Annotated in this window: 22 protein-coding genes; 13 read left to right on the top strand and 9 right to left on the bottom strand. The window is 69.8% G+C overall.

Translation table 11 applies throughout. The features are described from left to right. The first annotated feature begins 1 nt into the window (after window position 1). The 7 genes from cyoB (at window position 2) to trhA (ending at window position 6581) form a co-directional block, all read left to right on the top strand. Window positions 2-2008 carry a cytochrome o ubiquinol oxidase subunit I gene (cyoB, locus tag AC07OH_RS14330; RefSeq protein WP_495301114.1) on the top strand — a complete coding sequence of 669 codons (2007 nt, stop codon included), beginning with the start codon at window positions 2-4 and terminating at the stop codon, window positions 2006-2008. Continuing rightward, the gene (cyoC, locus tag AC07OH_RS14325; RefSeq protein ID WP_369644430.1) at window positions 2001-2642 is read left to right on the top strand and encodes a cytochrome o ubiquinol oxidase subunit III; all 642 of its coding nucleotides are present in this window, start codon (window positions 2001-2003) and stop codon (window positions 2640-2642) included. The genes cyoB and cyoC overlap by 8 nt, the downstream gene beginning before the upstream one ends. After that, a complete protein-coding gene (gene cyoD / locus AC07OH_RS14320) occupies window positions 2639-3049 on the top strand; it encodes a cytochrome o ubiquinol oxidase subunit IV (RefSeq protein ID WP_495301113.1) in 411 nt (136 codons plus the stop codon). The genes cyoC and cyoD overlap by 4 nt, the downstream gene beginning before the upstream one ends. Next, window positions 3049-3873: an SURF1 family protein gene (locus AC07OH_RS14315; protein WP_495301112.1), complete on the top strand. Its 825-nt coding sequence runs from the start codon at window positions 3049-3051 to the stop codon at window positions 3871-3873. Before cyoD ends, AC07OH_RS14315 begins: the two co-directional genes overlap by 1 nt. After that, complete coding sequence (locus AC07OH_RS14310; RefSeq protein ID WP_495301111.1) at window positions 3857-5251, top strand: ATP-binding protein; 1395 nt, start codon at window positions 3857-3859, stop codon at window positions 5249-5251. Before AC07OH_RS14315 ends, AC07OH_RS14310 begins: the two co-directional genes overlap by 17 nt. Further along, window positions 5248-5811 carry a response regulator transcription factor gene (locus AC07OH_RS14305; protein ID WP_062469084.1) on the top strand — a complete coding sequence of 188 codons (564 nt, stop codon included), beginning with the start codon at window positions 5248-5250 and terminating at the stop codon, window positions 5809-5811. Before AC07OH_RS14310 ends, AC07OH_RS14305 begins: the two co-directional genes overlap by 4 nt. A gap of 62 nt (window positions 5812-5873) precedes the next feature. Further along, on the top strand, window positions 5874-6581 hold the full coding sequence (trhA, locus tag AC07OH_RS14300; protein ID WP_082817912.1) for a PAQR family membrane homeostasis protein TrhA: 708 nt from the start codon (window positions 5874-5876) through the stop codon (window positions 6579-6581). 10 nt (window positions 6582-6591) lie between these two features. Here the strand turns inward: trhA and AC07OH_RS14295 are convergent, their stop codons facing one another. The 4 genes from AC07OH_RS14295 to AC07OH_RS14280 are packed head-to-tail and all read right to left on the bottom strand — an operon-like array spanning window position 6592 to window position 9101. Beyond that, window positions 6592-6816 carry a SlyX family protein gene (locus AC07OH_RS14295; protein ID WP_062469081.1) on the bottom strand — a complete coding sequence of 75 codons (225 nt, stop codon included), beginning with the start codon at window positions 6814-6816 and terminating at the stop codon, window positions 6592-6594. 48 nt (window positions 6817-6864) lie between these two features. After that, window positions 6865-7758 (bottom strand): SDR family NAD(P)-dependent oxidoreductase, encoded by an 894-nt coding sequence (locus tag AC07OH_RS14290; protein WP_095946437.1) that lies wholly within the window; start codon window positions 7756-7758, stop codon window positions 6865-6867. 50 nt (window positions 7759-7808) lie between these two features. Then, window positions 7809-8309, bottom strand: a complete 501-nt coding sequence (locus AC07OH_RS14285) for a DUF1097 domain-containing protein (protein WP_495301110.1) — start codon at window positions 8307-8309, stop codon at window positions 7809-7811. A 36-nt stretch (window positions 8310-8345) separates the two neighbouring features. Next, window positions 8346-9101, bottom strand: a complete 756-nt coding sequence (locus tag AC07OH_RS14280; RefSeq protein ID WP_495301109.1) for an SDR family oxidoreductase — start codon at window positions 9099-9101, stop codon at window positions 8346-8348. A gap of 126 nt (window positions 9102-9227) precedes the next feature. Here AC07OH_RS14280 and AC07OH_RS14275 point away from each other — a divergent pair, with 126 nt between their 5' ends. After that, a complete protein-coding gene (locus AC07OH_RS14275; RefSeq protein ID WP_495301108.1) occupies window positions 9228-10127 on the top strand; it encodes a LysR family transcriptional regulator in 900 nt (299 codons plus the stop codon). A gap of 7 nt (window positions 10128-10134) precedes the next feature. On the opposite strand, the gene AC07OH_RS14270 is transcribed toward AC07OH_RS14275, so the two are convergent. Further along, entirely contained in the window at window positions 10135-12093 is a 1959-nt protein-coding gene (locus AC07OH_RS14270) for a bifunctional metallophosphatase/5'-nucleotidase (RefSeq protein WP_495301107.1), read from the bottom strand. Window positions 12094-12192: 99 nt separating this feature from the next. Next, the gene (locus AC07OH_RS14265) at window positions 12193-13716 is read right to left on the bottom strand and encodes an MFS transporter (RefSeq protein WP_495301106.1); all 1524 of its coding nucleotides are present in this window, start codon (window positions 13714-13716) and stop codon (window positions 12193-12195) included. A 125-nt stretch (window positions 13717-13841) separates the two neighbouring features. On the opposite strand from AC07OH_RS14265, the gene AC07OH_RS14260 reads away from it, so the two are divergent. Next, on the top strand, window positions 13842-14762 hold the full coding sequence (locus tag AC07OH_RS14260; RefSeq protein WP_495301105.1) for a LysR family transcriptional regulator: 921 nt from the start codon (window positions 13842-13844) through the stop codon (window positions 14760-14762). Window positions 14763-14783: 21 nt separating this feature from the next. On the opposite strand, the gene AC07OH_RS14255 is transcribed toward AC07OH_RS14260, so the two are convergent. From AC07OH_RS14255 to selD, 3 genes are all read right to left on the bottom strand, one after another. Further along, window positions 14784-16268 carry an AAA family ATPase gene (locus AC07OH_RS14255; protein WP_495301104.1) on the bottom strand — a complete coding sequence of 495 codons (1485 nt, stop codon included), beginning with the start codon at window positions 16266-16268 and terminating at the stop codon, window positions 14784-14786. Between the two features lie 106 nt (window positions 16269-16374). Next, a complete protein-coding gene (locus AC07OH_RS14250; RefSeq protein WP_495301103.1) occupies window positions 16375-18891 on the bottom strand; it encodes an ABC transporter permease in 2517 nt (838 codons plus the stop codon). Between the two features lie 160 nt (window positions 18892-19051). Then, a complete protein-coding gene (gene selD, locus AC07OH_RS14245) occupies window positions 19052-20131 on the bottom strand; it encodes a selenide, water dikinase SelD (protein WP_495301102.1) in 1080 nt (359 codons plus the stop codon). A 111-nt stretch (window positions 20132-20242) separates the two neighbouring features. On the opposite strand from selD, the gene AC07OH_RS14240 reads away from it, so the two are divergent. From AC07OH_RS14240 to phnE, 4 genes are read left to right on the top strand one after another with little or no spacing between them, the layout of a single operon-like run. After that, the gene (locus tag AC07OH_RS14240) at window positions 20243-21106 is read left to right on the top strand and encodes a putative selenate ABC transporter substrate-binding protein (protein WP_062469048.1); all 864 of its coding nucleotides are present in this window, start codon (window positions 20243-20245) and stop codon (window positions 21104-21106) included. Window positions 21107-21119: 13 nt separating this feature from the next. After that, the gene (locus AC07OH_RS14235) at window positions 21120-21944 is read left to right on the top strand and encodes a phosphonate ABC transporter ATP-binding protein (RefSeq protein ID WP_495301101.1); all 825 of its coding nucleotides are present in this window, start codon (window positions 21120-21122) and stop codon (window positions 21942-21944) included. Next, window positions 21941-22777: a PhnE/PtxC family ABC transporter permease gene (locus AC07OH_RS14230; protein ID WP_492677320.1), complete on the top strand. Its 837-nt coding sequence runs from the start codon at window positions 21941-21943 to the stop codon at window positions 22775-22777. Before AC07OH_RS14235 ends, AC07OH_RS14230 begins: the two co-directional genes overlap by 4 nt. Next, on the top strand, window positions 22774-23571 hold the full coding sequence (gene phnE, locus AC07OH_RS14225) for a phosphonate ABC transporter, permease protein PhnE (protein ID WP_495301100.1): 798 nt from the start codon (window positions 22774-22776) through the stop codon (window positions 23569-23571). The genes AC07OH_RS14230 and phnE overlap by 4 nt, the downstream gene beginning before the upstream one ends. Window positions 23572-23605 lie beyond the last annotated feature (34 nt).

Below are 23605 nucleotides of genomic sequence, written 5' to 3'. Positions count from 1 at the left end.
GATGTTGCAGAACCTAGACCTGACGAAGCTCGTCTTCGGCCGCCTCTCCTGGGAGGCGATTCCCCTTCACGAGCCCATCCTGCTCGTGACCTTCGCGGCCGTGATCCTGGGCGGCCTGGCGCTGCTGGGCGCCGTGACCTACTTCAAGCTGTGGGGCACCTTGTGGAATGACTGGATCACCAGCATCGACCACAAGAAGATCGGCATCATGTACATCATCCTGGGCCTGGTGATGCTGCTGCGCGGCTTCGCCGACGCACTGATGATGCGGGCCCAGCAGGCCGTCGCCTTCGGCGACAACGCGGGCTTTTTGCCGCCGCACCACTACGACCAGATCTTCACCGCCCACGGCGTGATCATGATCTTCTTCGTGGCGATGCCGCTGGTCACGGGCCTCATGAACTTCGTGGTGCCGCTGCAGATCGGCGCGCGCGACGTGGCCTTCCCGTTCCTGAACAACTTCAGCTTCTGGATGACCACCTTCGGCGCCGGCCTCGTGATGGCGTCGCTGTTCGTGGGCGAGTTCGCCAAGACCGGCTGGCTGGCGTACCCGCCGCTGTCGGGCATCCTGTTCAGCCCTGACGTGGGGGTCGATTACTACATCTGGTCCTTGCAGATCGCGGGGGTCGGCACATTGCTCTCGGGCGTGAACCTGCTGGCCACCATCGTGAAGATGCGCGCGCCCGGCATGACCATGATGAAGATGCCCGTCTTCACGTGGACCGCCCTGTGCACCAACGTGCTGATCGTCGCTGCCTTCCCGGTGCTCACGGCCGTGCTGGCCCTGCTGTCGCTCGACCGTTACGTCGGCACCAACTTCTTCACGAACGACATGGGCGGCAACGCCATGATGTACGTGAACCTGATCTGGATCTGGGGCCACCCCGAGGTGTACATCCTGATCCTGCCGGCGTTCGGCATCTTCTCGGAAGTGGTCTCCACCTTCTCGGGCAAGCGCCTGTTCGGCTACGCCTCGATGGTGTACGCCACGGTCGTGATCACGATCCTGTCGTACCTCGTGTGGCTGCACCACTTCTTCACCATGGGCTCCGGCGCCAGCGTGAACTCGTTCTTCGGCATCACGACGATGATCATCTCGATCCCGACGGGGGCGAAGATTTTCAACTGGCTGTTCACCATGTACCGCGGCCGCATCCGTTTCGAGCTGCCCATGATGTGGACCATCGGCTTCATGATCACCTTCGTGATCGGCGGCATGACCGGCGTGCTGCTGGCCGTGCCCCCGGCTGACTTCGTGCTGCACAACAGCCTGTTCCTGATTGCCCACTTCCACAACGTGATCATCGGCGGCGTGCTGTTCGGCATGCTGGCGGGCATCACCTACTGGTTCCCGAAGGCCTTTGGCTACAAGCTCGATCCGTTCTGGGGCAAGTGCTCGTTCTGGTTCTGGATCGTCGGCTTCTGGATGGCCTTCATGCCGCTGTACATCCTGGGCCTGATGGGCGTCACGCGCCGCATGAGCCACTTCCAGGACATGTCGCTGCAGATCTGGTTCCAGGTCGCTGCCGTCGGCGCCGTGCTGATCGCGCTGGGCATCGCCTCGTTCCTGATCCAGCTGGTGGTGAGCTTCATCCGCCGCGAGTCGCTGCGCGACACCACGGGCGACCCGTGGAACGGCCGCACGCTGGAGTGGTCGACTTCGTCGCCGCCGCCGGCCTACAACTTCGCGTTCACGCCGCGCGTGCATGACAACGACGCCTGGACCGACATGAAGGCCCGCGGCTACCAGCGTCCGCTGGACGGCTTCAGCCCCGTGCACATGCCCAAGAACACGGCCGCCGGCTTCATCATCGCGGCGCTGAGCGCGGTGTGCGGCTTCGCCCTGATCTGGCAGATGTGGCTCGTGGCCGGCATCGGCTTCGTGGCCATGCTGGCCGCGATCATCGCCCACACCTTCAACTACAAGCGCGACTACTACATCCCCGCGGAAGAAGTCGTTCGCACCGAAGAAGCACGCACGCGCCTCTTGGCCACCGCCCATGTCTGATACCACCGCCCTCCCCTCCCGGAACGCGAACGCACCGGCGTTCGACCTGTTCCACGTCCGCAACGAGGACCACCACCCCGAGAACGGCACGCTGCTGGGCTTCTGGCTCTACCTGATGAGCGACTGCCTCATCTTCGCCTGCCTGTTCGCGGTGTACGGCGTGCTGGGCCGCAACTACGCGGCCGGCCCCTCGGGCGCCGACCTGTTCGACCTGCCGCTGGTGGCGATGAACACCTCGCTGCTGCTGCTGTCGTCGATCACCTACGGCTTCGCGATGCTCGAGATGCAGCGCAAGCGCATGGGCGGCGTGCTGCTGTGGCTGGGCATCACGGGCCTCCTGGGCCTGGGCTTCATCGGCCTGGAGCTGTACGAGTTCGCGCACCTGCTGCACGAAGGCGCCGGCCCGCAGCGCAGCGCCTTCCTGTCGTCGTTCTTCGCGCTGGTGGGCACGCACGGCCTGCACGTGAGCTTCGGCATCATCTGGCTGGTCGTGCTGATGGTCCAGCTGCCCAAGCACGGCTTCACCGCCGCCAACCGCCGCCGCCTGATGTGCCTGTCGATGTTCTGGCACTTCCTGGACGTCGTGTGGATCGGCGTCTTCACCTTTGTCTACCTCATGGGATCGATGGCATGAGCGCCCACACCAACACCGCCGCGCACGGCCATGGCGCACACGATGGGCACGACGCCCATCACGACGACGGCCCCGTGAGCCACAGCACCTTCAAGGGCTACATGACCGGCTTCGTGCTGGCCGTGATCCTGACCGCGATCCCGTTCTGGCTCGTGATGGGCAAGGTGATCGCCAACCCGAGCACCACCGCCCTCGTCATCCTCGGCTTCGCCGTGGTGCAGATCGTGGTCCACATGGTGTACTTCCTGCACATGGACGCCAAGTCCGAAGGCGGCTGGAACATGCTGGCGCTGATCTTCACGCTGGTGCTCGTGGTCATCACGCTGGCCGGCTCGCTGTGGGTCATGTATCACATGAACACCAACATGATGCCGGCCATGGTCCACGACATGAAGAACATGCCCTGATGGCCTCGGCCGCCCGCCCGCGCTCCGTTGTCACGCGTGCGGCGCTGGCGGTCTGCGCCCTCCTGGCCTTTGCCGGCTTTCTTGCGCTCGGCACCTGGCAGGTCGAGCGCAGGGCCTGGAAGCTCGATCTCATCGCCCGCGTCGACCAGCGCGTGCACGCCCCGGCCGCCGACGCGCCGGCGCGACCCGAATGGCCCACGGTCAACGCGGCCAACGACGAATACACCCACGTGCGCCTTCGCGGCACGTTCCTCCATGACAAGGAAGCGCTGGTGCAGGCCAGCACCCGGCTCGGCGCCGGCTTCTGGGTGCTGACCCCGCTGCGCACCGCCGACGGCAGCGTCGTGCTCGTCAACCGCGGCTTCGTGCCGCCTGAGGCGCGCGAGCGCGCGGCGCGCACCGCCCCCGAGCCCCAGGGCGACACCACCGTGGCCGGCCTGCTGCGCCTGACCGAACCGAAGGGCGGCTTCCTGCGCACGAACGACCCCGCGGCCGACCGCTGGTTCTCGCGCGACGTGCAGGCCATTGCCGCCGCGCGCGGCCTGACCGACGTGGCGCCCTACTTCGTCGATGCCGAGGCGGGGCCCGCGCCTGCACAAGCCGCGCCCACGTGGCCGGCGGGCGGCCTGACGGTCATCGCCTTCCCCAACAGCCACCTCGTCTACGCCCTCACCTGGTACGGGCTGGCGCTGATGGTGCTCGGCGCCTACGGGTTCGTGTGGCGCGACGACCGGCGCCGACGGGCATCGCAAGACGGTAGCGGCGAAAATGCTCCGCATGCCGACGCCGCACGCCCCGACCCCGCCGATGCCCGCCGCGACTGACAAGCTCATCGCGGTGGCCGGCGAGCTGCACGCCCCGCGCGCGGGCGTCGCGAGCCTGGACAACGCCATCGGCCACCAGAACATGCAGCAGCTGATCCAGCTGCGCTGGTTCGCCGTGGTCGGGCAGGTGGCCACCATCCTCGTGGTGCACTACGGCTTCGGCATCCGCCTGCCGCTGAACCACATGCTGCAGGTGCTCACCTGCCTGGCGCTGTTCAACATGGTGAGCCTGCTGCGCCTGCGCATCCATGGCCGCGTGACCAACGAAGAGCTGTTCGTCGCGCTGCTGGTCGACGTGGCCACGCTCACGGCCCAGCTGTACCTCAGCGGCGGCGCCACCAACCCCTTCGTCTTCCTGTACCTGCTGCAGGTGATCCTGGGCGCGGTGCTGCTCAAGGCCTGGTCGACCTGGACCATCGTGGTCATCACCGGCCTGTGCTTCGCGGGCCTGGCGCTGTTCTCGCGCCCGCTGCCCTTGCCGCTGGACCACGACCGCGGCCTGTGGAGCCCCTACGTGCAGGGCATGCTGGTGTGCTTTGCGCTCAACGCCGCGCTGCTGGTGGTCTTCATCACCCGCATCAGCCGCAACCTGCGCGTGCGCGACGCGCGGCTGGCCGACCTGCGCCAGCGCGCCTCCGAAGAAGAACACATCGTGCGCATGGGCCTGCTGGCCTCGGGCGCGGCGCACGAGCTGGGCACGCCGCTGGCCACGCTGGCCGTGATCCTGGGCGACTGGCGCCGGCTGCCGCACTTCAGCTCCGACCCCGAGCTGCTGCAGGAAGTGGCCGAGATGGAAGTGCAGATCCAGCGCTGCAAGAGCATCGTGAGCGGCATCCTGCTGTCGGCCGGCGAGACGCGCGGCGAGTCGTCCGAAGAGACCACCGTGCGCACCTTCCTGGACGACCTGGTCGAAGAATGGCGCACCACGCGCCCGGTCGAGGAGTTCGACTACGAGAACCTGTTCGGCCAAGACCTGCCCATGGTGTCCGACTCGGCCATCAAGCAGATGGTGTGCAACGTGCTCGACAACGCGCTCGAGGCCTCGCCGCACTGGCTGCGCCTGGAAGCCACGCACGACGCCGACGCGCTCACCATCACCGTCACCGACGCGGGCCCCGGCTTCATGCCGGCCATCCTCGCGGAGTTCGGCAAGCCCTATCAGTCGAGCAAGGGACGTCCCGGCGGCGGGCTGGGCCTGTTCCTGGTCGTGAACGTGGCGCGCACCCTGGGCGGACGCGTCGCCGTGCGCAACCGCCCCGAGGGCGGCGCCATCGTGACCATCACGCTGCCGCTGGCGGCCATCGTGCTCGAAGAGGACGAGGAAGCAGCAACCACCCTCGCGGACAACGCCGCGCCCCCAGCCCCGAGCAGCCCATGACCCACACACCCGACACCGCCGAGGTCCGCCAGCTGCTCATCGTCGAGGACGACGAGGCCTTCGCGCGCACGCTCGCGCGGTCCTTCGAACGGCGCGGCTACGTGGTGGTGCATGCGCGCAACCTCGAAGAGGTGGAAGCGCTGCTCGAGGAAGGCGACGGCCCCTCGCCCGGCTACGCCGTGGTCGACCTGAAGCTCAACGGCGAGGCCTCGGGCCTGGCCTGCGTGCAGATGCTGCACCGGCACGACGCCGAGATGCTGATCGTGGTGCTCACCGGCTTCGCGAGCATCGCCACCGCCGTCGAGGCCATCAAGCTCGGCGCCTGCCACTACCTGGCCAAGCCCTCGAACACCGATGACATCGAGGCCGCCTTCGGCCGCGCCGCCGGCACCACCGAGGTCGAACTGACCAACCGTTCCACCTCGATCAAGACGCTGGAGTGGGAGCGCATCCACGAAATGCTGGCCGAGACCGGCTTCAACATCTCGGAAACCGCGCGCCGGCTCGGCATGCATCGGCGCACATTGGCACGCAAACTCGGCAAACAGCAGGTCAAGTAACATGATCTGCCGGTTTCGCGATTTTTGCGGAACCAACACCGACCCCGGAGGCTCTGTTCCTGATGACGAATAGCCCGCCGCTGCAGCTGCAGCCCGCCCGTTCCACCGATCTGCAGAAAAAGCAGGCTTCCGCCGCGCGCGACCAGACCGCGATGGAAGAGCTCTTCAACGCCCTGAGCCACGGCCTGGGCCTGCTGCTGGCGATCGCCTCGCTGCCGATCCTGGTCTACAGCGCCGCCCAGAAGGGCCAGGCCGCGGCCGTGGTGGGCGCCTCGCTCTTCGCGGGCACGGCCATCGTGCTGTACCTGATCTCCACGCTGTACCACGCGCTGCCCATCGGCCGCGCCAAGGCCTGGTTCAACCGGCTCGACCACGCGGCCATCTACCTGTTCATTGCGGGCAGCTACATGCCCTTTTTGTTCGGCGTGCTGCGCGGGCCCTGGGGCTGGACGCTGTTCGGCGCCATCACCGCCGCCGCCGTGCTGGGCGTGGGCGCCAAGCTGTTCAACCGCTTGCAGCACCCGCTGTGGTCCACCGGCCTGTACGTGGCGATGGGCTGGATGGCACTGATGGCGGCGGTGCCGCTGTACGAGCGCATGTCATCGGCCGGGCTGGCCTGGCTCGTGGCCGGCGGGCTGTTCTACACGGCCGGGGCCGTGGTGTTCCTGTTCGACAACAAGGTGCGCTACGCGCATTCGGTGTGGCACCTGTTCGTATTGGCCGGCAGCACCTGCCACTTCTTTGCCGTGCTGTGGCACGCGCACGGCTGAGCACGCTGCATCAATAGTGGGGCGGGAGCTCATCGCGCAGGTTGCGCGCGCCCCCGTCCTGCCCTGCGTTCTGGCTTTGCAGCCTGAGTTGCGCAACCTGCAGGATGAGGCTGTCGATCTGCTGCTGTTGCCGGTAGATCGTCATGTTCAGCTGCTCGAGCAGGTCTTCGGCGTAGCTCGACTTGATCTCGAGGTCGTTCAGGCGCTCTGTCACGTCGTTCGGTGAATGTTCCATGCCGCTATTGGACAGGAAGATCCACCGCCTTTCTTGACAGCGCCCCGCTCAGCGCCGGACCTTCGCCTCGAGCAGGTCGCCCATGCCGATGCGCCGGGCGAAGTCGATGCGCACGCGCTCCGACACCTCGAAGACCTCGGCCGCACCGTCGCCCACGAAGTCGATCAGCGAGCGCATCGGCCGCGTGCCCGCCGGCAGGCCCACGATGCGCACGATGTCGTCGGCCACGGCCTGCGGATCGGCGTGCTCGGGCGTGAGGGCGGACAGGCGCTCGCCGATGCGGTCCATCACGCCGTCGTAGCGGCCGTAGGCGGCGGTGGTCGCCGCATCGGAGGGCTTGCCGGCACTCGGGAAGTGATCGGTGCCCCGGGTGAACGCGCCCGGCACGACGATCGAGGTCTCGATGCCGAAGCGCGCGATCTCGTAGGCCAGCGTCACCGCCAGCGAATCCATGGCCGCCTTGGCCGCGCCGTACGGGCCCATGAACGGCGGAAAGCCGCCCTTGGTGGTCGTGCTGCTGATCCACAGCATCAGCCCCGACTCCTGCTGGCGCAGGTACGGCAGCACCGCGCGGTTCACGCGCTGGGCGCCGAGCACGTTGGTGTCGAACACCCGGGCGATGTCTTCCGGCGTGAAGGCCTCGGTCGGCCCGACCACGAGATGGCCCGCGTTCTGCATCACCACGTCGAGGCGGCCCTGCGCCTGGACGATGGTCGCCGCGGCGGCGTCGGCGGAGGCCTGCGACAGCACATCGAGTTCGAGCGGATGCAGCTGAAGCCCCTGCGCCGCGGCCAGGGCACGCAGCTCGGCCGCGCGCGCCTTGTTGCGGCCTGCGATGTCGCGCATGGAGGCATAGACGATGTGGCCCGCTTCGGCGAGCGCCTGCGCGCTGAGCTTGCCGATGCCGGAGCCGGCGCCAGTGACGAGGATGACGGATTGCATGAGGGAACCCCTTGAACGAAGGTGAGAGGGAAGAAAGGAAAGTCCGGTGGTCAGCCCACGCGGCGCTGCAGCAGGTGGGCCACCCACGCCGCCATCGATCCGAGTGCCGCCGCGCCGGCCAGCGTGGCGAACAGCGACAGCGAAGGGGGCTGGTGGACCGCGAAGAACGCGATCAGCCCGAGGAAGTAGCACAGCAGGTTGTTCAAGCGCGGCACGCTGCGCATCGACACGACCAAGAGCGCGACGAACAGCACCACCACCGGCAGCGCCGCGGCGCCCGCGACCGGGGCCAGCACGGCGATGACCAGGGCCGCACCCTTGCCGATCAGCAGGCCCAGGCTCACGCAGACGAGGTTGAACACGCCGTCGCGTGCGGTCGCGCCGCGGGTGTAGAACGCCACCCAGCCGACGAACATCGCCCACACGGGCAGTTCGAGCACGAGCGCCATCGCCGAAGCGACGGCGGCCACCACCGCAGCGGCGGCCGTGAACGCCGTGTAAGCGAGGCTGAAGAAGCGCGGGGTGGCCGCGGGAGGTGAAGGCGGATGCATGGTGCGTGCTCCGTGGATGTCGTGGGAGGCCACCGCTCAGGCCACGCCGCCGTTGGCCCGCAGCACCTGCCCGTTGACCCACCCCGCGTCCGGCCCCGCCAGGAACGACACCACCGAGGCGATGTCTTCCGGCTGGCCCAGGCGCTGCAGCGGCGGCATCTGTGCGAAGACCTGGATCTGTTCGTCGGTCTTGCCGTCCAGGAACAGCGAAGTCGCGACCGGCCCTGGCGCGACGGCGTTCACCGTGATACGTCGGCCGCGCAACTCCTTGGCGAAGACGTGCGTGAAGGCCTCGACCGCCGCCTTGGTGGCGTTGTAGATCGCGTAGCCCGGCATGTGCAGCGCGAGCGTGGTGCTCGAGAAGTTGACGATGCGTCCGCCCTCGGCGAGCCGGGTCGCGGCCTCGCGCAGGGTGTTGAAGGTGCCGCGCACGTTGATGTCGAAGGTGTGGTCGTACAGCGCGTCGCTGTGCGCGGCCAGCGGCGCGGTCTGGAGCACGCCGGCGTTGTTGACCAGCACGTCGACCGGGCCGAGCTGCGCTTCGACGGTGTCGAACATCGCGCGCACCGCTTCGGCGTTCGCCACGTCGGCCTGCACCGCGAGGGCGCGGGCGCCCGTGGCCTTCAGTTCGGCGACCAGCGCTTCGGCGGGCGCGGCGCCCGAAGCGTAGTTGACGGCGACGGCGAACCCGTCGGCGGCGAGCCGGCGGGCGATGGCGGCGCCGATGCCGCGCGAGGCGCCGGTGACGAGGGCGACGCGGGTGGGAAGCGAGGAAGAAGTGGCGGTGTTCATGACGCGATTCCTTGGGGGTGGTGAGTGGATGAATCGGATGTTCGGCCATTCCATCCAAAAGATAATCAGCGCCAAATCGTCAATAAAATTCCATTTACTTAAACAATAGGCACGAAGGGCAACCCCATGGACCGCTTCCAGGAAATGCAGGCCTTCGTGCGCATCGCCGAGCGCCAGAGCTTCACGCAGGCCTCGGACGACCTGCAGATTCCGCGCGCCACCCTCACCACGCTGATGCAGCGGCTCGAATCGCGCCTGGGCGCCCGGCTGCTCGAGCGCACCACGCGCACCGTGCGCCTCACGCAGGACGGCGAGGCCCACTACCAGCGCTGCGTGCGGCTGCTGGCGGACGTGGAAGAGGCCGAGGGCGCCTTCACCCACGCGGCGCCCCAGGGCCTGCTGCGCGTGAACCTGCAGGGCACGCTGGCGCGGCACTTCGTGGTGCCGGCGCTGCCCGCCTTCCTCGCCCGCCATCCGGGCCTGCAGCTGCACATCGGCGAGGACGACCGGCTGGTCGACCTGGTGCGCGAAGGCGTCGACTGCGTGCTGCGCGCCGGCCCGCTGCAGGACTCGTCACTGGTCGCGCAGCGCGTGGCGCTGCTGCCGCAGGTGACGGTCGCGAGCCCCGGCTACCTCGCGGCGCACGGCGAGCCCGTCGACCTCGCGGCACTGGCCTCGCACCGCGCGGTGCACTACGTGTCGAGCAGCACGGGCAAGGCGCTGCCGCTCGAGTTCACGGTCGACGGTCAGGTGCGCCCCGTGCAGCTGGCCGCCACCGTGTCAGTCACAGGCGCCGACCTGTACACGGGCGCCGCCATCATGGGCCTCGGGCTGGTGCAGGTGCCGCGCTACCGCGTGGCGGCCGAGCTGGCGGACGGGCGCCTGCAGGCGGTGCTGCCGGGCTTCGCGCCGCCGCCGATGCCGGTCTCGGTGCTGTATCCGCAGAACCGGCAGCTGTCGTCGCGCGTGCGGGTGTTCACGCAGTGGCTGCGCGGTCTCTTCGCAGAGGACACCGCGCAAGGCTGAGCACGACTCAAGGCGCCTTGTACGACTTGGTGCTGTACAGCTCGACTGGCAGCTTCTGCAACAGCGACAGGCCCGAGCCGACGTCCTTGGGCTTGGACTCGATGTAGTTGAAGAACACGTCGGCATCGAGCACGCCGATGTCCAGGCGCCGCGCCGCGGGCACGGCGGCCAGCGTCTTGTAGCCATCGCCGCCGCTGGCGTTGAAGCTCAGCACGAACAGCTTGTAGGTCTTGTCCAGGTCGAGCGGGCCCCACACGCCGGTGCCAGGCGCGCGCACCTCGATGTTGCTGGCGCGCTGGCCGTTGGCCTGCGTGGCGTCGACGTCGAAGCGCAGGCCGCCGGTGTAGGGGTACGGGCCGGTGGAACCGCCCGGGCCGTACACGGCCTGCAGGCCGTCTTCGAGCATGCCCTTGACCTCGCGGCCGGTGACGTCGAGGCGGAACAGCATGTTGCCGAAGGGCAGCACCTGGATCACGCTCGCCGCCGTGACGTTGCCCGGCACCAGCGGAATGCGCGCGCCGCCGCCGCTTTGCAGCGAGATGTCGGCGCCGCCGTACTTGCTGTGGCCGATCTCCAGATAGGCCTGCGCCGCCATCTGCTGGATGTCGCCACCGCGCAGGCTCACGCTGCCCAGCGCGTTGCACGAGACGCTGGAACGCGAGTAGTCGACGGTGCCCGTGCCGCCGGGCACGCGGCGCGAGCACAGCTCTTCGGTCACGGTGGCCACCAGCGTGGTGTTGAACACCGCCACCTTGTCCTTGAAGGGCTGCAGCACGGCGGTGGCCGTGGGGTCGGGCGTGGTCACGCGCAGGAAGCCGCTGGCCGCCACGTCGGCCAGGAGGGCGCTGCGCTGGTTGGCATCGACGGCCTTGCCGCCGACGCGGAAGTCGTCGCCGATCAGCACGTGCGGCGTGCCGCTGCAGGCCGTGACGTCGCCCTTCTCGTCGAAACTCACCTTCAGCTCGCCGACGACCTGGCTGTACTCCCAGGCGTGGACCAGGCAGACCTTCTTGCCGTCCTTGTCGGTCAGCGCCGTGGGGTAGGCGCCGGCCGGCGAACCCACGCCATAGCGGGTGAGCGCGTCGGGGCCGATGAGCGTGTGCGAGTCACCGCCCACCACGACGTCAACGCCGCCCAGGCGCGACGCCACCTGCTTGTCGTATTCGTAGCCGATATGGCTCATGACGACGATCTTGTTCACGCCCTGGGCGCGCAACAGGTCGATCTCGCGCTGGGCGGCGACGGTCTCGTCCTCGAAGGTGGTGTCGGGGTCGGGGCTGGACGAGGCCTTGGTCTTGCCCGCGATGGTCAGGCCGACCAGGCCGATCTTCTCGCCGCCGCGCTCGAGCACCGTGGAACGCTTCACGTAGCCGGGCGCCTTCGACGGATGCAGCGCCGATGGGGCGCCGAAGTTCACGTTGGCGCTGAGCACCGGCGTCTGGCAGCTGCCCTTGCGCAGCAGATCGAGAAAACCCTTCAGGCCGGTGTCGCCCTTGTCGAACTCGTGGTTGCCCAGCGTGAAGGCGTCGAAGCACACGGTATTCATCAGCGCCGCATCGGCCTCGCCGTCGGCGCCCGCGCGGTTGAAGTACAGGGTGCCGGTGAGCGCGTCGCCGGCGTGCAGCTTCAGCACGTTCGGCGACTGCGCGGCCAGCGCCTGGATCGCCGCGGTGACGCGCGGAAAGCCCGCCGCATTGACCGTGACCGCCACCGGCGCGCCGCCGCCCGTGTTCAGCTGCAGCGTCTTGTCCTTGGCTTCGAGGTTGGAGTGGTGGTCGTCGATGTGCAGGATCGTGAGGTCGATCGCCTTGCCCTGCGGCGCGGGCGCGGGGGCTGGCGCCGGCGGCGGCACCACGGCGATCGGCGGGAACGCGACACCGCCGCCCCCACCGCCACCGCATGCGGCCATCACGCAGGCTGCAATCACCGTGGCAGCTGCTCCCACGACCCGTCGACTGTTGTTCATCACCATCTCGCACTCCGCTCCTGTTGATCGAGCGGGGATGCTGGCAACGACGCATGACGTGTCCATGAAAGCACCTCATCGGGTGCGGGGTGAGGTGACTCAGGCGTTCTGGCCGAGCGCTTCAGCGTGGCCTCGCGCGGATGCATCGCCGCGCAGGAATACAAACACCACCACCGCCGTCAACACCGTCACCCCGGCCAGCACGCACAGCAGCGTCCCGAACGCGGCGCCATACGCGCGCAGCAGCCCCGCGCGGTCCATGCCCGGCAGCAAGGCCAGCGCCTGCGCCAGGTCGCCCGTCGCCACGCGCTGCGCCGCCTGCGACACCGCCACGGACGGAGGCGACGACGACGCCTTCAGCTGCAGCGCCACGAGCGCCGTGAGCCCCGCCCCCACCAGCGCCAGCGCGATGCCTTCCCCCGCGACGCGCACCGTGTTGAAGATGCCCGACGCCATGCCCGCCCGCTCGCGCGGCACCACGCTCACGGCCAGGCCGTCCATCAGTCCCCACGGCAGGCCGATGCCCGCGCCGATCAGCAGCAGCGGGCCCACGAGGCCGTGCAAAGGCGTGCCCGGCGCGCAGCGGCTGAGCCACACGAGCCCCGCTGCGCACACCAACAATCCCGCGGCCGAGATCACGCCCGCCGAGAAGCGGTGCGCGAGCCATGCCGCCACCGTCGGCACGATGAGGATCGGCCCCGACAGCGCGAACATGAAGCCGCCCGCCTCCAGCGCGCTGCGCCCTTCGAGCCCGATGAAGCGGATCGGCAGCAGCACCAGCAGCACGACAAAGCCGTAGGCCGGCGCCGCGGCCAGTAGCTGCACGCCGACGAAGCGCGGAAAGCGGAACAGCGACAGGTCGAGCATCGGATGCGCCACGCGCCGCTCGATGGCGATGAAGGCCACGCCCATGGCCAGCGCGCCGGCCAGCGCCGCGAGCACCCACGGGCTGCCCCAGCCGCTGTCGGGCGCCTGCAGCACGCCCAGCGTGAGCAGGCTCAGCGCGGCCGTGAAGCTCAGCGTGCCCGGCACGTCCAGCCCCATCGCCTGCGGGTTGCGCGACTCGCGCATGCGCGGCGCGGCCAGGCACAGCGCGACGAGGCTCACGGCGCCGGGGCTCAGCATCACGGCATGCCAGCCGACGGTGTCGGCCAGCCAGCCCGAGAGGATCGATCCGCACGACAGCCCCACGCCGAACGAGGTGCCGATGAGGCTGAACGCCCGCAACCGCGCCGGCCCGTCGAACACCTGCGCCAGCGCCGCCGTGCCCGCCGCGAAGGCCGCCGCCGAGCCCAGCCCCTGCACGGCGCGCGCGAGGTCGAAGGCGACGATGCCCGGCGCCAGCGTCAGCAGCGCACTGCTCAGCGCCACCACCGCCAGGCCCAGCAGGAAGACGCGCTTGCGCCCGTAGGCATCGGCCAGCGCGCCGGCCGCCATCAGCGTGGCGCCGAAGCTCAGCATGAAGGCGTTGGTCACCCAGTTGAGCTGCACCGGCGTGCCGCCCAGCGCGTCGCGGATCGCGGGCAGCACCACGGCCGGGCCGGTGAAGCTCAGCGGCATGCCGAGCGCGGCCAGGCAGACGGCGGCGAGCAGCCAGGCCTTGTGGGAATCGGAGGAGGACATCGGGAGGGCTTTCACGCGGGAGAAGGAAAAGGGAAATGCGTGAAGCGAAGATAAAAAGGATTCAATGAAACGAAAATGGGCCCTCAGCTCCTCACACTGCCAACCCCAGGTTGCCAATCAAGCCCATGGACAGCTTCAGCGGACTCGAATCCTTCGTGCGGGCGGCCGACCTGCAGAGCTTTGCGCGGGCGGGCCGCGACCTGGGCATCTCGGCCTCGGCCGTGGGCAAGAACGTGGCGCGGCTCGAGGCGCAGATGGGCGTGCGGCTGTTCCACCGCACCACGCGGCAGGTGCGGCTCACGGCCGAGGGCGCGATGTTCCACGAGCGCTGCCGCCGCATCCTCGACGAGCTCGGCGATGCGCGCGCCATGCTGCAGGACGCCGTCGCCACGCCGCGCGGCCGCCTGCGCGTGAGCCTGCCGACCATCGGCTACCGCTTTCTGCTGCCGATCCTGCCGGCGTTCAGGGCACGCTTTCCCGAGATCGAGCTCGACCTCGACTTCAACGACCGGCTGGTCGACGTGGTGGCCGAGGGTGTCGACGTGGCGATCCGCAGCGGCGAGCTGGTCGATTCGCAGCTCGTGGCACGCCGGCTCGGCCCGTTCAGCTTCGTGCTTGCGGCCTCGCCAGCCTACCTGGCACGGCACGGCGTGCCGCAGGTGCCGGCAGACCTCGCCCGCCACAACTGCCTGCGCTACAAGTTCGTGACCGGCGGAAAGATCGAGGACTGGGACCTGCCCGGCCTGCCACCCCAGCTGCCGCCGGGCCTGGTCTGCAACAACATGGAAGCCATGCTGGGCGCCGCCGTCGCGGGCCTGGGCATTGCGTACATGCCCGACTTTCTGGCGCGCGACGCGCTGCGCCGTGGCGAGCTGCAGCGCGTGCTCGCCGCGCACCTCGTGCGGCAGGGGCAGTTCTCGGCGCTGTGGCCGTCGAGCCGGCAGTTGTCGCCGAAGGTGCGGGCGTTTGTCGACTTCGCGAGTGAACACATGTTCACTGCGACCGCCGACGAAGAAGGGAAAGACAACCGCCCGCCGCGCCGCTGAACGGCGGGCGGGGCGGGTGCGTCAGGCCGCGACCGCGAGGGCGGGCGCTTCGACCGGTTGAGGGGCTGGCGCAGCCACCACGGGGGCCGGCGGCGGTTGCACCGGCGCAGCCGTGCGGCCCCACAGTGCCGTCAGCGCGTCCAGCGGGAACAGCGTGCACGCATCTTCCGGCGTCGCCGCGCGCACCGTGGTGCCCGTCACGTCGTCGATGTGGGCCGCGCGCACGGCGTCGGGGCGGTGCGCCGGCACCATGAACGGCGAGTGCGTGGTGTAGAGGATCTGGTGGCCGAAGTCGTTCTCCAGGTGCGCGAGCAGGTCGGCCTGCGAGCGCGCATGCAGGTGCAGCCCGGGCTCGTCGAGCAGCAGCACGACCTCACCGGATGCAACGCCCCGGGTGCCAGCGAAGAACGCGATGTAGAACGAGAAGAACCACTGGAAGCCACGGCTGCGCTCGTCGAGGTTCACTTCGACCTCGTAGGCGCCGTTCGGGTCCGACACCAGCGTCTCCAGGTGCTGCCCGTCGAGGTTGAAGCGGATCTTGAGCGGGCGGTCCTTCCACAGCCGGCGGATCTCGGCGGTCACGACGGCACCGGCCCGGTTCACCAACTGATTGCGCGTCGCCAGGTCGTTCTTCGCCAGCAGGTCCTGCAGCTGCTGCGGGTCGAGCCCCGCCACCTGGCACAGCTTCTCGAAATTGCGCTCGCCCGCCGTGCGCTCGCCCCAGCCCTTGCGCGTGAGGTACTCGGCGATGTTCTGGCGGCCGGGCAGCGAGGCGTAGTCCTCGACGTAGATGAAGCGCGGCAGCTTCCCCAGCACCCAGGCGCGGGCGCGGGCCAGCGCGGGCTGGTCGTTGTCGATCGTGCGTGCCAACTCCTCTAGCTCGGTCAGCATCTGCGCCTGCTTGTCGGCGATCTCGGCGCCGGCCGTGGCCAGGGCCTGGCGCAGCGCCTGCAGTGCCAGCAGCGCGCCGGCCGACCACTTGACGAAGTCGGGGCTCGGGATCATGGCGGCGTCGAAGGCGTCGGCCTCCTGTTCGAGCGACGCCTTCAGCTCGTCGGCGACCTTCTCGGCCGCGGCCTTCACGGCGGGCACGATCTTGCGCACCTTGGCCTTGATGTCGCTCACGTCGATCGACAGCGGGCCCAGGCCCTCGAAGCCGGTCGTGCGCGTGGCGCCGTAGCCGCGCCCGGCCGTGACCTGGCGCACGCCGGCCGCGCGCGGCAGGATGGCGGCGAGCGCCAGCTGTTCGGAGGCGTCCAGGTCCCAGCGCGTGTGCACCACCGGGGTGTCGTCGGTGCATTCGTCCAGGCGGCGGTGCCGGGGGAAGTCCTTGATGGGGCTGAGTGCCGTGAGCCCGTCGGTCGGGTTCAGGCTGTGCAACGCGCGCAGCAGGTTCGACTTGCCGCTGTCATTTCGGCCGAGGATCGCTGTGATCTGGGAGGAATCGATGGAGCCGCTGTCGTGGATCGAGCGATAGTTGGTGATCTGGAATGACGCCAAGCGCATGCAGGAATTTCTCTTCTGAATTGAATACGGGGCCGGGGAATGTATTGCATCCCCGGCCCCGTCCTGCCGATCGCGGAAGAAAAAAACTGTACGGGCCTGCGCGGCCCTACTCGGCCGCGCGGCGCAGCGTGTCGACCACCGGCCGGCGCAGCACATCACGCAGGCCCCACCACCCCGCCGCCAGCGCGAGCACCGCACCGGCCAGCGCGCCGGCCACCGGCACGAGCGGCGACGCGGTCCAGGTGAACTCGAACACGTAGCGCGCCAGCCCCCAGCCGATCACCGAGGCCACGATGCTCGCCAGGAAGCCCGCGAGCAGGCCGACGCCCACCAGCTCGGCGCGCTGCACCTGCCGCAGCAGGCTGGCGCGTGCGCCCACGGCGCGCATCACGGCGAACTCGCGCGCACGTTCCTCGCGCGTGGCGGTGACGGCGGCGAACAGCACCACCAGCCCGGCCGCCAGCGTGAAGCCGAACAGGAATTCGACCGCGCGCACCACCTGGTCGAGCACGCGCTGCACCTGGTTGATGGTGGCGCTCATGTCGACGTTGGTCACATTGGGGAAGCTGCGCACCAGCGCGTTGTCGAAGCCGCGCGTCTCGGGGGCGCGGAAGGCGCCCATGTAGGTCACGGGCACGTCGGCCAGCGAGGCCACGGTGTACATCACGAAGAAGTTGGCGTGCAGCGAGCCCCAGTCGACCTTGCGCAGCGAGGTGATGCGCGCGTCGTTCTGCATGCCGCCGATGTCGAAGCGCAAGGTGTCGCCCAGCTTCAGGCCCAGCGTCTGGGCCAGGCCTTCTTCCACGCTCACCTCGTTCTTCGCCTCGGGCGTCCAGGCGCCGGCGGTGACGCTGTTGTGCGCGGGCGCCTCGGTGCTGTTGCTCAGGTTGAACTCGCGGTCCACCAGGCGCTTGGCGCGGTCCTCGGTGTAGTCGTCGGGCGTCACGGGCTTGTCGTTGATCGCCACCAGCCGTCCGCGGATCATCGGGTACCAGTCGAACTTGGCGACACCCGCGTCGCGCAGCGTCTTCTGGAACGCATCGCTCTGCTCGGGCATCACGTTGATGACGAAGCGGTTGGGCGCGTCGGGCGGCGTGGCCTTGCGCCAGCTCGCGACGAGGTCGGTGCGCAGCAGCACGAGCAGCACCAGCGCCAGCAGGCCCACGGCCAGCGCACTGACCTGCACCACGGCGTAGGCCGGGCGCGCCGAGATCTGCCGCGTGGCCAGCACCAGCCAGCGCGGCGCGGTGGTCTCGCTGACGCTGCGGCGCAGCACCTTCACGGCGAGCCAGCTCAGCAGCGCAAACACGGCCACGGCGCCGGCAAAGCCGCCGACCGCAATGAGCCCCAGCTTGAGGTCGCTGCTGGCCGCCATCAGCAGCGCCGCGAAGCCCGCCACGCCGATGCCGAGCACGGCGAGCGACGCAGGCTTGAGCCCGCCCACGTCGCGACGGATCACGCGCAGCGGCGGCACGCGCGCCAGCTGCAGCACCGGCGGCAGGCCGAAGGCGAACAGCAGCGTGAGCCCCATGCCCAGGCCGAAGGCCACGGGCCACAGCGTGGCGGCGGGCAAGGCGGTCTCGACCAGCCCCGCCAGCAGCAGCACGAACACATAGTGCACGGCGAAGCCGATGGCCACGCCGATCGCGCTGGCCACGGTGCCTATCACGGCGAACTCGAAGGCGTAGGCCGCGGCGATGGTGCGCTGGCTCTGGCCCAGCACGCGCAGCATGGCGCAGTCATCGAGGTGGCTGGCCGCGAAGCCGCGCGCGGCCAGCGCCACGGCCACGGCCGACAGCAGCGCCGCGAGCAGCGCGACGAGGCTCAGGAATTTCTCGGCGCGGTCCAGCGTCTGGCGCATCTCGGGCCGACCGCCCTCGAAGGAGTCGAGCCGCACGCCGCGCAGCTCGCCCTTCTTGATGGTGGCGTCGGCCCATTCGGTGAAGCGCTTCACGGCGGCGTCGTCGCCCGCCACGGCGTAGCGGTAGCCCACGCGGCTGGCCGGCTGCACGAGGCCGGTGCGCGCCACGTCGGCCTGGTTGAGCATCACGCGCGGCGAAAAGCTCATGAAGCCCGCGCCCCGGTCGGGCTCGAGCGTGATCACGCGGCCCACGCGCAGGCCGGTGTCGCCCAGCAGCAGCGTGTCGCCAACCTTCAGGCCCAGCGAGTCGAGCAGCGAGGCATCGACCCAGACCTCGCCCGACGCCGGCACGTCGCGCGTCACCGTGCCCGCGCCCTCGGCCGTGGTGGCCGTCTGCAGGTTGCCGCGCAGCGGGTAGCCCGGCGTCACGGCCTTCAGGGCCACGAGCTTGCTGGCGCCGCCCTGGGCGTCCTCGGCCCGCGCCATGGTGGGAAAGCCGAAGGTGCCGGTGCCCGCGAGGCCCAGCGACTTCGCCTGTGCGATGAAGGTCTCGGGCGTCGGGTTGTCGCTCACGACCACCGCGTCGCCGCCCAGCAGCTGGCGCGCGTCGCGCTGCAGCCCGCCCTGCAATCGGTCGGCGAAGAAGCCGACCGCCGTGAGCGCGGCCACGGCCAGCACCACGGCCACGATCAAGAGGCGCAGCTCGCCGGCGCGCAGGTCGCGCCAGAGCGTGCGCCAGCCAAGGCGAAGGGAAGCGTTCATGGCGCGAACGATAGCTGACGCCTACCGGCACCGGCAGACTCAAGGGTTATTGAATGAAGGGGCTGCGGGGTGTTGCCCGCTGCGCGGACCTGTCGCACGATGCGAAAAAACAAAGGAGCGCGTGTCGATGACGACCCCACCCGCCCGGCGGCGCCCCGGCTCAGGGCAACACGACGAGGCCCGGCGCGCCAGCTTCCACGCGGCCGATGACCGCCGCCTGCCCGAAGCCTTCGTTGCGGAAGATCTCCAGCACCGCCTCGACCGCCTCGGGCGCGCAGCTCACGAGCAGGCCGCCCGAGGTCTGCGGGTCGGTCATGAGCGCCTGCGCGGTGGCCGGCAGGCCCTCGTGCATTTGCACGTCGGCGCCGTAGCCCGCCCAGTTGCGGCCCGACGCACCGGTGACCAGCCCGCCGCCGGCCATGGCGATCACGTTGTCCAGCAGCGGCACGCGCGACCATTCGACCACCGCCGCGAGCCCCGCGCCGCGCGCGAGTTCGAGCGCGTGGCCGGCCAGGCCGAAACCGGTGACGTCGGTCAGCGCATGCACGCCGTCGAGCGCCGACAGCGCGATGCCGGGCGTGTTGAGCTTGGTCGTGTTCTCGATCAGCTGGCGGTAGCCGGCCTCGGACAGCTGCTGCTTCTTGAGCGCCGCCGACAGCACGCCCACGCCCAGCGGCTTGCCCAGCACCAGCACGTCGCCCGCCTGCGCGTCGGCGTTGCGCCGCACGCGCTTCGGATGCACCAGCCCCATCGCGACCAGCCCGTAGATCGGCTCGACCGAATCGATGGTGTGGCCGCCCGCGATCGGAATGCCGGCCGCGCGGCACACGTCCTGCCCGCCGCGCACGATCTCGGCGATGACTTCCACCGGCAGCTGGTTGATCGGCATGGCGACCAGCGCCAGCGCCATGATCGGGCGCCCGCCCATCGCGTAGACGTCGCTGATCGCGTTGGTCGCGGCGATGCGGCCAAACTCGTAGGGGTCGTCCACGATGGGCATGAAGAAATCGGTGGTGGCGATCAGCGCCTGCTCGTCGTTGAGCCGGTAGACTGCCGCGTCGTCGGCGGTCTCGATGCCGACCATGAGCTCGGGCGGAATCAGCCCGCCCGCATGGTTCTTGAGGATCTGCGACAGCACGCCCGGCGCGATCTTGCAGCCGCAGCCGCCCCCATGCGAGAAGCTGGTGAGCCGCAGCGGCGCCAACGGATTCAGGAGCTTGGAAGGTGCGGCTTCGATCATGGCGGCAGGTCGGTCGAATGGAACAAGCCGCGATTATCGAAGCCCGCACCGCCGTCTGCCCGAGTGCCCCGACACACCCTTTTCTTTTTCCACTGAACGCGTCATCACACCATGCAAACGAAACAAACCGTGTCCCGGCTCGCGCTCGCGCTGGCCCTGTCCCTCACCGCCGTGGGCGCCTTCGCCCAGGGCGTGCTGCGCGTGTCGGCCATTCCCGACGAGGCGCCCACCGAGCTGCAGCGCAAGTTCACGCCGCTGGGCGACTACCTGAAGAAGGAAACCGGCATGGACGTGCAGTTCACGCCCGTGACCGACTACGCCGCCGTGGTCGAGGGCCTGGCCACCAACAAGATCGACCTGGCCTGGCTGGGCGGCTTCACCTTCGTGCAGGCGCGCATCCGCACCAACGGTGGCGCGGTGCCGATCGTGCAGCGCGCGGAAGACGAGGTGTTCACCAGCAAGTTCATCGTGCCGATCGACAGCCCCGCCAAGACGCTGGCCGACCTGAAGGGCAAGACCTTTGCCTTCGGCGCGCCCTCGTCCACCTCGGGCAGCCTGATGCCGCGCTACTTCCTGCTGCAGGCCGGCATCAACCCCGAGAAGGACTTCAAGACCGTTGCGTTCTCGGGCGCGCACGACGCCACCGTGGCCTTCGTGGCCGCCTCGCGCGCCGAAGCGGGCGTGCTCAACGCCTCGGTGTGGGACAAGCTGGTCGAGGCCAAGAACCCCAACGCCGCCAAGGTGCGCGTGCTGGCCACCACGCCGACCTACTACGACTACAACTGGACCGTGCGCCCGGGCCTGGACGCCGCCGTGACGAAGAAGCTGACCGACGCCTTCCTGAAGCTGGACCCGGCCAACCCGGCGCACAAGGAGATCATGGCGCTGCAGCGCGCGAGCAAGTTCATTCCCACCAAGTCGTCGAACTACGACGGCATCGAGACGGCGGGCAAGTCGGCCGGCCTCATCAAGTGAGCGGAATGCGCGGATGAGTTTTTCGCTCGACAGCGCGGGCGTGGTGCACCCCAACGGCCAGCGCGCGCTGGCCGGCGTGACGCTGGCCGCGCGCGACGGCGAGCGCATCGCCGTCATCGGGCCCTCGGGCGCGGGCAAGACCACGCTGCTGCGCGTGCTCGGCGCGGCGCTGCGGCCCGGCGAAGGCCAGGTGCAGGCGCTGGGCCAGCACCCGTGGCGGCTGCCGGCGCGTGCGCTCAAGCAGCTGCGCGCGCGCATCGGCACCGTGCACCAGGCCCCGCCGATCGCGCCGCGCCTGCGCGTGGTCACGGCCGTGCTCGCGGGCCGGCTCGGCCAGTGGTCGGTGCCGCGCGCGCTGGGTTCGCTGTTCTATCCGTCCGACATCGCGGGCGCGCATGCGGCGCTGGCCCGGCTCGCGCTCGAAGACCGGCTGTTCGACCGCTGCGACCGCCTCTCGGGCGGCCAGCTGCAGCGCGTGGGCATCGCGCGCGTGCTGTACCAGCGCCCCGCACTGCTGCTGGCGGACGAGCCGGTGTCGGCGCTCGACCCCACGCTGGCGCACGCGGCCGTGGGCCAGCTGGTGGCGCAGAGCGAATCGACCGGTGCCACGCTGGTCGCGTCGCTGCACGCGGTCGACCTGGCGCTGCGCTGGTTCCCGCGCATCGTGGGCATGCGCGACGGGCAGGTGGCCTTCGACCTGCCGGCCGCCGAAGTGACGCCCGCGCTGCTCGAGGCGCTCTATGCGAGCGAAGGCGGCGTGGCGACGCAGGGCCCGCTGCCGGTCGCGCCGGTGGCCGGCACCGCCGAGCCGGCCTTCCATCGCCCGGACTGCCCGTGACGGCGACACTCGCCCGCCCCGCCCTGCGCGATCCGCACGCGGGCCGCCGCCTGGCCGCCTGGCTCGCGGCGCTGGCCGTCGCCTGGCCGGTGCTCGCGCTCTCCGAATTCAAGCCCTGGGCGCTGTTCGGCAGCGGCAACCTCGCGGTCATCGGCGGCTTTCTCGCGGGCTTCTTTCCACCCGACAGCTCGCCGGCCTTTCTCGCCCTGCTCGCCAAGGCCACGCTCGAAACCCTGGCCATGGCCACGGCCGGCACGGCCATGGCGCTGCTGATCGGCGCGCCGCTGGGCTTCGTGACCACGCGCGCGCTGTCCATCTCGCGCATCGGGCCCGGCCCCGGCCGCGTGCAGGCCGGCATCGTCCGCCAAGCAGCGCGCTGGCTGCTGATGGTGCTGCGCGCCATTCCCGAGATCGTGTGGGCGCTGCTGTTCGTGCGCGCGCTCGGCCTCGGCCCCGCGGCCGGCGTGCTGGCGCTGGCCATCACCTACGGCGGCATGCTGGGCAAGGTCTACGCCGAGATCCTCGAATCGACCGACACGCGCCCCGCGCGCGCCCTGCTCGAAAGCGGCAGCGGCCGGCTCGCGGCGCTGTGCTACGGCCTGCTGCCGCACACGGCGCAGGAGCTGGCCTCGTACACCGTGTACCGCTGGGAATGCGCGGTGCGCGCCTCGGTGGTGATGGGTTTCGTGGGCGCGGGCGGCCTCGGGCAGCTGATGGACCAGTCGATGAAGATGCTCAACGGCGGCGAGGCCAGCAGCATCCTGCTGGTGTTCCTCGCGCTCGTGCTGCTGGCCGACATGCTGAGCAACGCGCTGCGAAAGCTCCTGGCATGACGACGCTGCCGCCACGCCCCCCGCTGTGCCTGCGCTGCTGGCTTGCCGTCGCGTTGATCGCCGCGGCGGTGGTCGCGAGCTTCGTCTACCTTGGCATCGACTACGGCGCGCTGGGCTCGGCCGAATCGCTCAGGCTCATGGGCAAGTTCATCGCCGAGTTCTTCCCGCCCGATGTGTCGCCCGAGTTCCTGGCCAAGGTCGGCCACGGCGCGCTGCAGACACTGGCCGTGTCGGCGCTGGGCACCGTACTGGCCGCCGTGGCGGGCGCCGTGCTCGCGCTGCCGGCGTCGGGGCGCATCGGCGGGCCGCTGCGCCATGGCGCGCGCTTCGTGCTCAACTTCTTGCGCAGCGTGCCCGAGCTGGTGTGGGCCGCGCTGATGGTGCTGGCCGCCGGCATCGGGCCGTTCGCGGGCGCGCTGGCGCTGGCACTGCACACGACCGGCGTGCTCGGCCGTCTCTTTGCCGAAGCGCTGGAGAACGCACCGCGCGAGCCCGAGCAGGCGCTGGCGCTCTCGGGCGCCGGCCCGGTCGCCGCCTTCAGCTACGCCAGCCTGCCGATCGTGCTGCCGCAGTGGGTGGCCTACACGCTCTACCGCTGGGAAATGAACATCCGCATGGCGGCCGTGCTGGGCTTCGTGGGTGGCGGCGGGCTGGGCCAGCTGCTGTACTTCCACCTGTCGATCTTCCAGCAGCAGCAGGCGATGACGGTGCTGATCGCGATGTTCGTGCTGGTCACCTTTGTCGACTTGGCGAGTGCTCGCTTGCGAAAAGGCCTAGGTCCTGCCTACGCCTGAGTGGCCGACAATGGCGGCATGAGGTCCCTTCAGC

The organism is Variovorax sp. GW821-FHT10C12, assembly GCF_059415405.1.
Note: the sequence above shows the minus strand (reverse complement) of the source record. Positions and strands in the feature narration are given on the sequence as shown.

What these genes read in the sequence shown, in the direction of transcription:
- AC07OH_RS14265 (WP_495301106.1), bottom strand. Translation starts at nt 13,716, where the DNA reads ATGTCCTCCTCCGATTCCCACAAGGCCTGGCTGCTCGCCGCCGTCTGC.
- trhA (WP_082817912.1), top strand. Translation starts at nt 5,874, where the DNA reads ATGACGAATAGCCCGCCGCTGCAGCTGCAGCCCGCCCGTTCCACCGAT.
- AC07OH_RS14285 (WP_495301110.1), bottom strand. Translation starts at nt 8,309, where the DNA reads ATGCATCCGCCTTCACCTCCCGCGGCCACCCCGCGCTTCTTCAGCCTC.
- AC07OH_RS14270 (WP_495301107.1), bottom strand. Translation starts at nt 12,093, where the DNA reads ATGAACAACAGTCGACGGGTCGTGGGAGCAGCTGCCACGGTGATTGCA.
- AC07OH_RS14305 (WP_062469084.1), top strand. Translation starts at nt 5,248, where the DNA reads ATGACCCACACACCCGACACCGCCGAGGTCCGCCAGCTGCTCATCGTC.
- AC07OH_RS14315 (WP_495301112.1), top strand. Translation starts at nt 3,049, where the DNA reads ATGGCCTCGGCCGCCCGCCCGCGCTCCGTTGTCACGCGTGCGGCGCTG.
- AC07OH_RS14280 (WP_495301109.1), bottom strand. Translation starts at nt 9,101, where the DNA reads ATGAACACCGCCACTTCTTCCTCGCTTCCCACCCGCGTCGCCCTCGTC.
- AC07OH_RS14310 (WP_495301111.1), top strand. Translation starts at nt 3,857, where the DNA reads ATGCCCGCCGCGACTGACAAGCTCATCGCGGTGGCCGGCGAGCTGCAC.
- AC07OH_RS14240 (WP_062469048.1), top strand. Translation starts at nt 20,243, where the DNA reads ATGCAAACGAAACAAACCGTGTCCCGGCTCGCGCTCGCGCTGGCCCTG.
- selD (WP_495301102.1), bottom strand. Translation starts at nt 20,131, where the DNA reads ATGATCGAAGCCGCACCTTCCAAGCTCCTGAATCCGTTGGCGCCGCTG.
- phnE (WP_495301100.1), top strand. Translation starts at nt 22,774, where the DNA reads ATGACGACGCTGCCGCCACGCCCCCCGCTGTGCCTGCGCTGCTGGCTT.
- AC07OH_RS14295 (WP_062469081.1), bottom strand. Translation starts at nt 6,816, where the DNA reads ATGGAACATTCACCGAACGACGTGACAGAGCGCCTGAACGACCTCGAG.
- AC07OH_RS14275 (WP_495301108.1), top strand. Translation starts at nt 9,228, where the DNA reads ATGGACCGCTTCCAGGAAATGCAGGCCTTCGTGCGCATCGCCGAGCGC.
- AC07OH_RS14255 (WP_495301104.1), bottom strand. Translation starts at nt 16,268, where the DNA reads ATGCGCTTGGCGTCATTCCAGATCACCAACTATCGCTCGATCCACGAC.
- AC07OH_RS14260 (WP_495301105.1), top strand. Translation starts at nt 13,842, where the DNA reads ATGGACAGCTTCAGCGGACTCGAATCCTTCGTGCGGGCGGCCGACCTG.
- cyoD (WP_495301113.1), top strand. Translation starts at nt 2,639, where the DNA reads ATGAGCGCCCACACCAACACCGCCGCGCACGGCCATGGCGCACACGAT.
- AC07OH_RS14250 (WP_495301103.1), bottom strand. Translation starts at nt 18,891, where the DNA reads ATGAACGCTTCCCTTCGCCTTGGCTGGCGCACGCTCTGGCGCGACCTG.
- AC07OH_RS14235 (WP_495301101.1), top strand. Translation starts at nt 21,120, where the DNA reads ATGAGTTTTTCGCTCGACAGCGCGGGCGTGGTGCACCCCAACGGCCAG.
- cyoC (WP_369644430.1), top strand. Translation starts at nt 2,001, where the DNA reads ATGTCTGATACCACCGCCCTCCCCTCCCGGAACGCGAACGCACCGGCG.
- cyoB (WP_495301114.1), top strand. Translation starts at nt 2, where the DNA reads ATGTTGCAGAACCTAGACCTGACGAAGCTCGTCTTCGGCCGCCTCTCC.
- AC07OH_RS14290 (WP_095946437.1), bottom strand. Translation starts at nt 7,758, where the DNA reads ATGCAATCCGTCATCCTCGTCACTGGCGCCGGCTCCGGCATCGGCAAG.